General features: G+C 69.6%; 12 protein-coding genes and 1 pseudogene. 7 read left to right on the forward strand and 6 right to left on the reverse strand.

Going from position 1 to position 9,055, the window contains the following annotated elements; translation table 11 throughout:
* Positions 1-114 precede the first annotated feature (114 nt).
* The 3 genes and pseudogenes from ACGF2V_RS30890 to ligD all read left to right on the forward strand — a co-directional run bounded on the left by ACGF2V_RS30890 (position 115) and on the right by ligD (position 2,576).
* Complete coding sequence (locus tag ACGF2V_RS30890) at positions 115-759, forward strand: carbonic anhydrase (protein ID WP_362628686.1); 645 nt, start codon at positions 115-117, stop codon at positions 757-759.
* Positions 760-1,279: 520 nt separating this feature from the next.
* Positions 1,280-1,420 (forward strand): annotated as a pseudogene (locus tag ACGF2V_RS30895) (Ku protein); the annotation flags it as partial.
* Positions 1,421-1,652: 232 nt separating this feature from the next.
* Positions 1,653-2,576 (forward strand): non-homologous end-joining DNA ligase, encoded by a 924-nt coding sequence (gene ligD / locus ACGF2V_RS30900; protein ID WP_392913743.1) that lies wholly within the window; start codon positions 1,653-1,655, stop codon positions 2,574-2,576.
* On the opposite strand, the gene ACGF2V_RS30905 is transcribed toward ligD, so the two are convergent.
* The 4 genes from ACGF2V_RS30905 to ACGF2V_RS30920 all read right to left on the reverse strand — a co-directional run bounded on the left by ACGF2V_RS30905 (position 2,569) and on the right by ACGF2V_RS30920 (position 4,160).
* Positions 2,569-2,955, reverse strand: coding sequence for a hypothetical protein (locus tag ACGF2V_RS30905; RefSeq protein WP_362711191.1), 387 nt, complete (start codon positions 2,953-2,955; stop codon positions 2,569-2,571). The two genes, ligD and ACGF2V_RS30905, sit on opposite strands and share 8 nt — an antisense overlap.
* A 94-nt stretch (positions 2,956-3,049) precedes the next feature.
* Positions 3,050-3,301 carry a hypothetical protein gene (locus ACGF2V_RS30910; protein ID WP_362711179.1) on the reverse strand — a complete coding sequence of 84 codons (252 nt, stop codon included), beginning with the start codon at positions 3,299-3,301 and terminating at the stop codon, positions 3,050-3,052.
* Positions 3,302-3,382: 81 nt separating this feature from the next.
* Positions 3,383-3,595, reverse strand: coding sequence for a hypothetical protein (locus tag ACGF2V_RS30915; protein WP_362711181.1), 213 nt, complete (start codon positions 3,593-3,595; stop codon positions 3,383-3,385).
* A 331-nt stretch (positions 3,596-3,926) separates the two neighbouring features.
* A complete protein-coding gene (locus tag ACGF2V_RS30920; protein WP_362628679.1) occupies positions 3,927-4,160 on the reverse strand; it encodes a hypothetical protein in 234 nt (77 codons plus the stop codon).
* A 136-nt stretch (positions 4,161-4,296) separates the two neighbouring features.
* On the opposite strand from ACGF2V_RS30920, the gene ACGF2V_RS30925 reads away from it, so the two are divergent.
* Complete coding sequence (locus ACGF2V_RS30925; RefSeq protein ID WP_362628676.1) at positions 4,297-4,779, forward strand: hypothetical protein; 483 nt, start codon at positions 4,297-4,299, stop codon at positions 4,777-4,779.
* A 346-nt stretch (positions 4,780-5,125) separates the two neighbouring features.
* Here ACGF2V_RS30925 and ACGF2V_RS30930 read toward each other — a convergent pair whose 3' ends face one another.
* Positions 5,126-5,269 carry a hypothetical protein gene (locus tag ACGF2V_RS30930; RefSeq protein WP_362711183.1) on the reverse strand — a complete coding sequence of 48 codons (144 nt, stop codon included), beginning with the start codon at positions 5,267-5,269 and terminating at the stop codon, positions 5,126-5,128.
* A gap of 678 nt (positions 5,270-5,947) precedes the next feature.
* On the reverse strand, positions 5,948-7,291 hold the full coding sequence (locus ACGF2V_RS30935) for a hypothetical protein (protein WP_362711185.1): 1,344 nt from the start codon (positions 7,289-7,291) through the stop codon (positions 5,948-5,950).
* A 405-nt stretch (positions 7,292-7,696) separates the two neighbouring features.
* Between ACGF2V_RS30935 and ACGF2V_RS30940 the strand changes: the two genes are divergently transcribed.
* From ACGF2V_RS30940 to ACGF2V_RS30950, 3 genes are all read left to right on the forward strand, one after another.
* Positions 7,697-8,035, forward strand: coding sequence for a hypothetical protein (locus ACGF2V_RS30940; protein ID WP_362628739.1), 339 nt, complete (start codon positions 7,697-7,699; stop codon positions 8,033-8,035).
* The gene (locus ACGF2V_RS30945; RefSeq protein ID WP_362628670.1) at positions 7,975-8,292 is read left to right on the forward strand and encodes an SDR family oxidoreductase; all 318 of its coding nucleotides are present in this window, start codon (positions 7,975-7,977) and stop codon (positions 8,290-8,292) included. The genes ACGF2V_RS30940 and ACGF2V_RS30945 overlap by 61 nt, the downstream gene beginning before the upstream one ends.
* 134 nt (positions 8,293-8,426) lie before the next feature.
* On the forward strand, positions 8,427-9,055 hold a 629-nt coding region (locus ACGF2V_RS30950; protein WP_362711189.1), incomplete at its 3' end, for an alcohol dehydrogenase catalytic domain-containing protein.

The raw sequence follows: 9,055 nt of genomic DNA on the forward strand, positions 1-9,055 counted from the left end.
CCACACCAAACCGGAAGGCCCTCACCCGTTCAAGATCCCTCAGCCGAGATCTGGCTCACCCGTCCACAACCTCCCGGGACAGAACACCTAGGACGGCTTGCTGCCGTGCGGTTCATGGCCGACCGGGCCGACTCGCGCCCTGCGGATATCGACAGCACGCAATACCGTGCCGGTCTCACAGCCGCAGGCTGCCACCGCTTCCTGAAGGGATCAGCCATGTCGAACTTCACCCCGTACCTGGAGCGCAACCAAGCTTTCGCGGCCTCCGGTGCCCAGGCCGACGTCCCCCGGATCCCGTTCATCCCCTTCAAGCAGCTGTACCTGATCATCTGCATCGATCCGCGCGTGGAGCCCGCGGCTGTGCTGGGTGTCCGGCTCGGAGAAGCGATCACCGCACGTAACGTCGGCGGCCGCGTGACGCCGGCGATCATCAAGGACCTCGCCTGGATCGTGCATCTGCACGAGAACAAGACTCCCGACGCGGACTGGTTCGAGATCGCCGTCATCCACCACACCGACTGCGGCTCGGGATTTCTCGCCGACGACGATCTACGCGCCGGCTACGCCGCCCGCGGCGGCTGGGACGAACAGACCTCATCGGAGATGGCCGTCCTGGAGCCGTCCAAGACGGTCCGGAAGGACATCGCCAAGCTGCGCGCGGCACCCGAGCTCGCGCCGGCCATCGGCAACATCAAGATCGGCGGCTACGCGTACGACCTCGGGACCGGGAAGATCACCACCGTCGTGCAGCCAGGCTGAGCAGGACACCGTCGGCCCCGGCCGTCCCGGCCGGCGACGAGCCGGAAGCACCTGTGTCCGGTTTCCGGCGTGCCCAGTTTCCAGCCGTCGGGCTCCCACCGCCCGCCCCGGGTGCTCGCCCGTCCGCACGGCAGTGCGGCCACCGGTGAGCACGGGTGCGGAATGCGCCGCGTGAGCCGGCACCACGTGCTCGTTGCCTATCTCCTCCAGGGCGTCGGCGGTGTCCTCCTGGTCGGGATCCGGGTGACGTTCACCGCGAGCCGGATGATGCCGCGCGCGATTCCCGGCGCCGCCGTGGTGGGGAGTCCCGCGCCCTGGCCTCGTTCACGGCCGCGCGTACGGCTCACCCCCGGCGGGCCGGCTCCGTCCGTCTCGTCCAGGCCGGCCCGGCGCCGGTCCGGGCGACGAGCCATTGTTCCCGACGGCCGCCGCGGGGTCGGCGCGGCCGGCTGACCCAGATGCGTGCGGTCCGGTCCTGGACCAGGATCGGGGTAGGAGGTGTGGGGGGCTGGAGGTCGGCATGCCGAGGCCCGTATGGACCGGTGCCATTTCGTTTGGCCTGGTCACGATGCCGGTGAAGGTCGTCTCCGCGACCGAGGACCACTCGATCCGCTTTTACCAGGTCCACCTGGAGGACATGGGCCGGGTCCGTACGAGGAAGGCCGGCCGCCCTGAACGCGTCCGTGACGGCGGCCAGGCAAGCGCGTGGCGAGCAGGCCGACCAGGACGCGACGGTGCACGAGATGCGGCCCGGTAAGAAGACGGGGACGACGGCGGCTCCGGCCACGAAGACCGCGGCGAAGAAGACCGCCGCCCGCAAGACGGCGCGAACAAGCGCGGCGCTTCCTGACCGGGGCTCCTTCGCCGTGGTCGTGCTGCCCCGGGTCGCACCGATGCTCGCCACCCCCGGCCCGCTGCCAACCGCCGACGAGCAGTGGGCGTTCGAGGTGAAGCAGGACGGGCAGCGGGCCATGGTCTACCTGCCCGGTGACGGGACCGTGCTCCTGCGGGCCCGGTCCGGGACGGACATCACTGCTGCCTACCCCGAACTCGCCGGACTCGGCCCAGCACTCGGCCGGCCCGCGGTCCTGGACGGGGAGATCGTGGTCCTCGATCCCGAAGGGCGCAGCGACTTCGAGCGGCTCCAGTCCCGGATGGGCCTGACCGGGTCCCCCGCGAAAGCGGCCCGCATGGCGGCGACGGTGCCTGTTCATCTGGTCCTGTTCGACGTCGTCCACCTGGGGCAGGACTCCCTGGTGCGCACGCCGTACACCGAGCGCCGGAACGTGCTGGAGGGCCTCGGCGTGCAGGGGCCGTACTGGTCGACGCCGTCGGCCGTCACCGGGCACGGGGCGCAGGCCCTGGAGATGACCCGGTCCGCGGGCCTGGAAGGGCTGATCGCGAAACGGCTCACCTCCCGCTATGAGCCGGGTGTCCGCTCCCGCTCCTGGATCAAGATCCGCAACGTGAGGACCGCGGACGTGGTCGTCGGCGGATGGGTACCCGGCCGCGGCCGACTCACCGGCCTGCCCGGCGCCCTCCTCGTCGGCCAGCCCCGACACGGGCACCTGCGGTACGTGGGCAGCGTCGGCACCGGATGGAGCGACCGGGAACGCACAGCCTTCGCACACCTCCTCCAGGAACACACCACCGACCACTGCCCCTTCGACAACGTGCCCGCAGTGACCGGAGCACGATGGGTACGTCCCCGACTCGTCGGCGAAGTCCGCTACACGACCCGCACCCGCGCCGGACTCCTACGCCAACCCGCCTGGTACCGCCTGCGCCCCGACCTCACCCCGGACGACATCATGTGATCAGGGCAATCCACTTCCGCGGTGGCGGAAACGGCCGCCGCTCCCGCCCTTCCGGACGTTTCGAGGGTTCGGATCCGGAGTCGGGACAGTCCCTGGGGCGGGTGGCGGTCGCGCAGTCGTCTCCCGTGGCCGTTGTGCCGTTGCCCGTGTCGATCGACTTGCTGCGGTCGTACGGATCGACCCGGTGAGCGCCGTCGGCCGGCTGCTCGTCGGCCGCGCCGAAGGGCGGCACGAAGTACGTCCGCCAGCCCTCCGGCTGCCGGGAGCGCTCCCGCAGCCGCCGCTCGGCCTCACGGGCTCGCGTCGACGGCTCCACGGGGGCCCCGGCCGCACCCGTCACCGATTCACGGAGGAACCGCTCCCACTCCTCTTCCGGCACGGACGACCCGTCCTGCCCCCAGCCTCGCTCACACCGCACTTCCGTTCTCGCCCGATCGCTCGATGTCCGATGGCTCAATCGCTCGACCCCCTGCTCAGCCGACTGTGCACCGGCCCATCGAAAGCCGCCCGTACGATTGCATGAGCCGGCCGCCGGTCCGCCGGGGCTTTTCGGGCAGGTGGTCCAGCAGCGCGGCCGAGCCCAGCACGGCCCGCTCGCCGGCGCCCAGGACAGCGAAGTCCTCGGCCGCCTGGAGATGGACCTGATCGATGAGCATGCCCGTGCCGTGGACATCGGCCAGGCGAACCCGTATCCCGGTCAGCCCGACGATCATGTACGTGCGCAAACGCGGGCCGTTCCGCGCCGACACAGGTCTCGCGTCACCAGTGGGGTCGCGGGTGGTGCCCCGGATGTGCACCGGGGTGGATCAGCCGCCGCAGCCCGTCGTGAAATCCATCCATTCGATGACCCAGCCACTCGGCTCCTTCTTCCACTCGAAGCCGCCCAGGTTCCTGTCGTAATCTCCGTCGGGCTTCTCGTAACAGCCGCCCAGGTTGGCCTTGCCGTCGGTGCGCTCCACCTTCCCGTAGATCGGGATGTCCGTGCCTTCTGGAATCGGGGTGAGCTTCGTCTCTTGCACGTAATAGGAGACGGTGTCCTCGCAGAGCGGCGATCTCCCCTCATCTCTCAGTCAAGCGCCCTGTAGAACGATCGCACGAGCCGAGCTTGCGCCGAGGGAGTGGAATCGGCCAGCCGGCACACGGCCGGGCCGTCCCCGCGTACAGCGCCCGGGCGAAGGCCCGGTAGGACTCCTCCGGGCTCTGGGGAGGCTTCGAGGCTTCGGCAACAGCATCTCCGCCCATGGGCCCCTCTCCGGCCCCGGCGGACGATGACGTCATATGTGATCAACGATCAATAAATGCTGGCTATGGCCGGGTACTTGGGTGGGGCGAGGCGCCAGGTCGGCTGTCTCAGAATGGCTGCGCCTTCGCCTTGACGACACCAGCGCGGGCATCCGTCTCGGCATCGCGCTCAGCCTCATGGCCCGGGTTGAGGTCGACGAGCGCGATGCTCTCCTGGAGGTCGTCGCGGACTCCCTGCACCAGGGTGCGGCGGCCGTGGATAAGGCCATGTGGCTCTCCGGCAAGGGGATCGGCTGGGCACTGGTTGGTTCCATGCGTCCTCCGTCGGTACTCGGTGATCACAACGGTGCCGAGTGTGTCAGCGCCGGTCGGGGGCGGCCTGGGTCTGCGGCCACGGGGAGGGCTATCCTCTGGCCGGTCACCGATTTTCACCGGCAGGAGGTTTCAGGCACTGATGACTGTGTCGTCTCGTGACTCGATGCTGGAGCTGCTCTCGGCCGACGGCCCGGATCCGGACCATGCCGAGGCGATGATGCTCTACGGCAGGCTGGTCGGAACCTGGGACATCAGCAACCGATACCGGTTTCCCGATGGGCAGTGGCATACCGCGGCGGGCGAGTGGCGTTTCGGCTGGGCCTTGGGCGGCCGGGTGGTGCAGGACGTGCTCTTCTGTCCGGAGTTCCACGATCGGTACCCCGGCACCACCATTCGCATGTACGACATCACGACCGGGCTGTGGCAGATTACGTGGATCTCACCGAAGCTTCCGTCGTACTTTTCCCAGATCGGTCGGTCTGACGGTGCTGGTGGGATGATCCAGGAGGGTACCGACTCCGAGGGCAGGCGCTCGCGGTGGACGTTCACCGACGTCACGGCGACCTCGTTCCGCTGGCAGGGGTTCAGCGCCACCCCCGACGGCGAGTTCGAGTTGTTCCAGGAGATGCACGCGACGCGCAGGTAGTGCAGCATCCGGGACGGATCAGCGAGCAGATCAGGATCTTGGGCAGCGGGTTGAGCCACACCAACAGTGGTGCGTGCTTGTCCGAGCCGTCGGCGAGCGCGACCAGAGTGAAGGTGAAGGCCGCGCTGATCGTGTGGGCCAGCAGGAAGCGGAGTCACGAGAGCCATGCGGCCGCGATGGCTTGCCGCCCGTACGGCTGAAGGCGACTCGTTCACCATGTCCCGGATCCCTGTGTACGTGTCGAAGACCCTGCCCGCCGTCCCGAGCCCCATAGCCCGGGGCGCCGTCATGCCGTACGGCCCTGGGCGGGGAGGCCGTTGGGCCGCTCGGGCGGGCGCACCACCGGTCAGCGTGCGGCAGTAGGTGACGTGGTCGTCGGCGGCCCCGGCGAGTTCAAGACACGCAGGTACTTCTGCCCGAGGCCCTGCTCGTTCTCGTCCATGGACATCCATCCGGTCAGGTACCCGAAGTCCGCGACCGCGGCCCGCATGCCCCCGCACCGTCTGATCGGTCCCGGCCGCGCGCAGGTACGGACCGGCCGTGTTCACCAAGGAAGCGGCGGCCATCGGGCGGGCGTGCCCGGCCCCGCCCCAGCAGCCGGGGCACGGACCCGGCGTGGCCGCGCAACACCTGGTCGAGTGCATCGGCGAGATCGGCCTCATGCCGCTCACGCTCCCCGCGCTGCTCGAATCGAGCTCACCACGACCACCCACCGTGCCCACTCCCTTCCCAGCACACCGATCCTTGCTGCCCGTCCACGCTCAGGGCCACCACCAGCGGGCTCACAGACCACGGATCCGCCACGCAGCAGCTCATCGAGCCCCGTCATCAACTGCCCGGACCACAACGCGGGAGGGACGGCGCGGCGGCGACGCTGCTGACGGGGGACGTCACGCGCTCGCGTCTGTTCGTTGACCACGGAGGTCCGATCCAGCAGATCCGCGAGCGCGCAGACCGGCAGCGGGCAGCCGCCGCTGCGGATCCACTGGACCGGCGGGGCGCCCGGACCGGGTGCCCCGGCTCGGGCACCGGCGCCTGCGGGTGATGAACCCGGGGCACGGAGTGGCATACGGGTGAATATGTCCCTGGATCGGTCGAACCCGGCTGGTCCGCTGGCATGTATTTGATCATGCAGGATCCGTTTGATGTCGCCGCCGTCATAGCCAATTCAGCGCAGGGGTGCAGCGCGGTCCAGGAGGGCTGCTGCAGGCCGGTGACGGTGGTGGGGCACGAGGTGTCGGCGCATCACGTCCAGGCGGCGGGCTGCACGGACGGAGCTGAGGTGGGGGTAGTTGTCTAGGAAGTGTGTCCAATGGGTGAGGGCGGCGTCGAGGTGGCCGTGGGCGAGGAGGGTTTCGGCGAGGTGGGCGTGGGTGAGGGTGCGGGCGTGGCGTTCTGTGGCAGTGCGCAGGCGCAGTGAGGCGGTGTAGGCGCCGATCGCTTGGGACCGCTCGCCGAGGGCGGCCAGGGTCTGGGCACGCTGGTAGTGCAGGGCCGCCAGCGGATAGGCGGTGAACGGGCCGGGAGCGGAATCGGCCTGCTGGTGGAGTTGCTCGGCCTGGCGGAGCGCGGTCAGGGCGGTGTGCCGGTCCTCGGGTGCGGCGGTGACGGCGAGGTGGGCCTGGGTGTAGGCGCGGACGATGCGCGGAGCGTTGCGGGCGGCGTCGGCGGCGCGCCCGGCGAGGTTCATCACCGCGGGGGTGCGGTGGCCCAGATCGTGGGCGTGGGTGGCCATGGCCCGTAACGTGATCGCGAAGACTGCCCGGTCACCGGCATCGGCGGCGAGGCGGGCGGCGGTGTGGTGGTAGCGCTGGGCCAGGGCGTCGGCTCCACTGTCGGCGCTCATGGTCCCGAGCAGCGTGATCAGCTGGGCGGCCCCTGTGAGCAGCTGCCGGTGTGTGTGCTCGGCGGCGGGGGCCTGCAGGTAGCCGGCCACATCATGGCCGAGATAGGCGGCCAGCGCGGTGCGGACATGACCGGAGCCGTGGAGCTGGGCGGCCTCGGCGAAGACGCGCGCCATGGTCTGCATCTGCTCGACCTCCCCCCGCCCTGGCCGGCCTCTCGCACCATCTGAATCCGGTGCCGAGCCGGCAGGTGGTTTGGCGTCGGGCGACCACGCGACGGGATTGGCCAGCATGGCCAGGCTGTACACCCCGGCGTGCAGCAGGCGGCGGCGTTCGGGGTCGAGGTGAGCGCGGGTGAGTGCAGTTAATCGGCGCAACGGGTCAGCCTCCCAGGACAGATCGAGGACGGTGCACGGGGGGCGGCTCAGGCCCGCCTCCACGGCATCCACGGGCCGCCCGAGGCGCCGGGAGAGCGCCTCCAACAGCAGCTGCGGCACCGGCGGCCGGGGTGTGGTGCCGGACAGCCAGCGCGAGACCATGGAGCGGTCGCAGGCCAGCTGGCGTCCGTGCTCGGCAGCCACCTGCCGCAAGGCCGCAGCGAGCTGTGCGCCGCTCCAGTCGGCCTCCGCAAGCAGCGTTCGCAGGCGGGTATTGGGTGTTTTCGGCACGTCTTCCCTCTCTGGCTCCGGTCAACCGGCCCACTCTTGCCGGGAATTCACAAGTGCGCAATGGTGCAGCGGTTGCAGCGCATTCACCGCCTCGACCGTCTGTCCGTCGGGAAATCCGCGCGGTGTACTGGTTGTCGTCTTCAACGACAGGCACAACCCGCTGTGTTCGTTCTGGCCGCTACCTGCCCCGGACCCCGGTGCAGGACGGGCTGATGACCACGGCCACCGTCGCACCCGCCCTGGCTGACCCGAGCGCCCCCCGTGAACGCCGCCTGGGATCACGTGAGCAGGTACTGCACCGCAACACCACTGGAGCTGTGATGAGCGTTCTTGACGTCGTCCGGATCGACGGAGCCCGGGCACTGGTGACTGGCGCATCCCGCGGCATCGGCCGTGCGGTCGCGCTTGCTTTGGCCGAGGACGGAGCCGATCCGGCTCTGTCGGCACCGCACCGCCGAGAATCTCAAAGACACCGCCCACGATGTCGAGGCGTTCGGCCGCAGGGTCGCCGTGGTGGTCGGCGATGTCGTGGAACGGGCGTCTGCCGCTCTGGGCGGTCTGGACGTTGTCGTGCGTAGTGCGGGGCTGCTGCCCCTGCACGACGATGGCACACCCGTACTGGTGCCGTTGGAGCTGAGCAGCCAGGCCGACTGGGATCACGTGATGAGCGTCAACCTGGCGCCATGGCCGGCCGGTGCGGTGCTGCCCGTCCCCACCTCGCCCGCTCCACCCGGCCCAGCTTGATCCTGCAATCGTCGGTGGGCGGGCTGACCCGCCCTCCGCTCTGGGATGCCCAGGCCGCTTCCCAGGCCGGACAACTTTCTCTCACGCGCAGTCCGGCGGCGGGATGGGCACGGCAAGGCATCCGGGGCAATGCCGTGTGCCCTGGCTGGGGCCAACCGGTCCCCGACGCGGGCCTCGCCGGTGTCCCCGAATGCCTTTCGCCCTTCGCCATGTCATACCTGCCGCGACGGAAGCTCAAGATCGGTCTTTCCTCGTAGGCCGTCTCGAGACGTTCATTCCCCTCTCATGACGAGAGATCGGAGGTACACCTATGTCAATCCTTCCCAATTGGTACAGCGAGCAGGGCCGGAACCTGTGGAGCACGAGCGCATCAGAGCCGAGTGGCCACACCGTGAAGGAGATTCTGGACGCGATCCAGTCGCCGGACTCCACTCCCGCCGACTTCGCCGCACTTCCCCTGCCCGACTCGTACCGCGCGATCACCGTGCACAAGGACGAGACCGGCATGTTCGAAGGTCTTCAGACCCGCGACAAGGACCCCCGCAAGTCCCTGCACCTGGACGAGGTGCCGGTGCCCGAACTCGGCCCGGGCGAGGCCCTGGTGGCCGTCATGGCCAGCTCGGTCAACTACAACTCGGTCTGGACCTCGATCTTCGAGCCGCTGCCCACGTTCGGCTTCCTGGAGCGGTACGGCAAGCTCAGCGAGCTCACCCGGCGTCACGACCTGCCGTACCACGTGATCGGGTCCGACCTCGCGGGCGTGGTCCTGCGCACCGGCCCGGGGGTGAACGCCTGGAAGCCCGGCGACGAGGTCGTTGCACACTGCCTCTCCGTCGAACTGGAGTCCTCGGACGGCCACAACGACACGATGCTCGACCCTGAGCAGCGCATCTGGGGCTTCGAGACCAACTTCGGCGGCCTCGCGGAGATCGCGCTGGTCAAGTCCAACCAGCTCATGCCGAAGCCCCGCCACCTCAGCTGGGAAGAGGCCGCGGCGCCGGGGCTGGTGAACTCCACCGC

Source organism: Streptomyces sp. NPDC047982, from assembly GCF_043204165.1.
GTDB lineage: Bacteria > Actinomycetota > Actinomycetes > Streptomycetales > Streptomycetaceae > Streptomyces.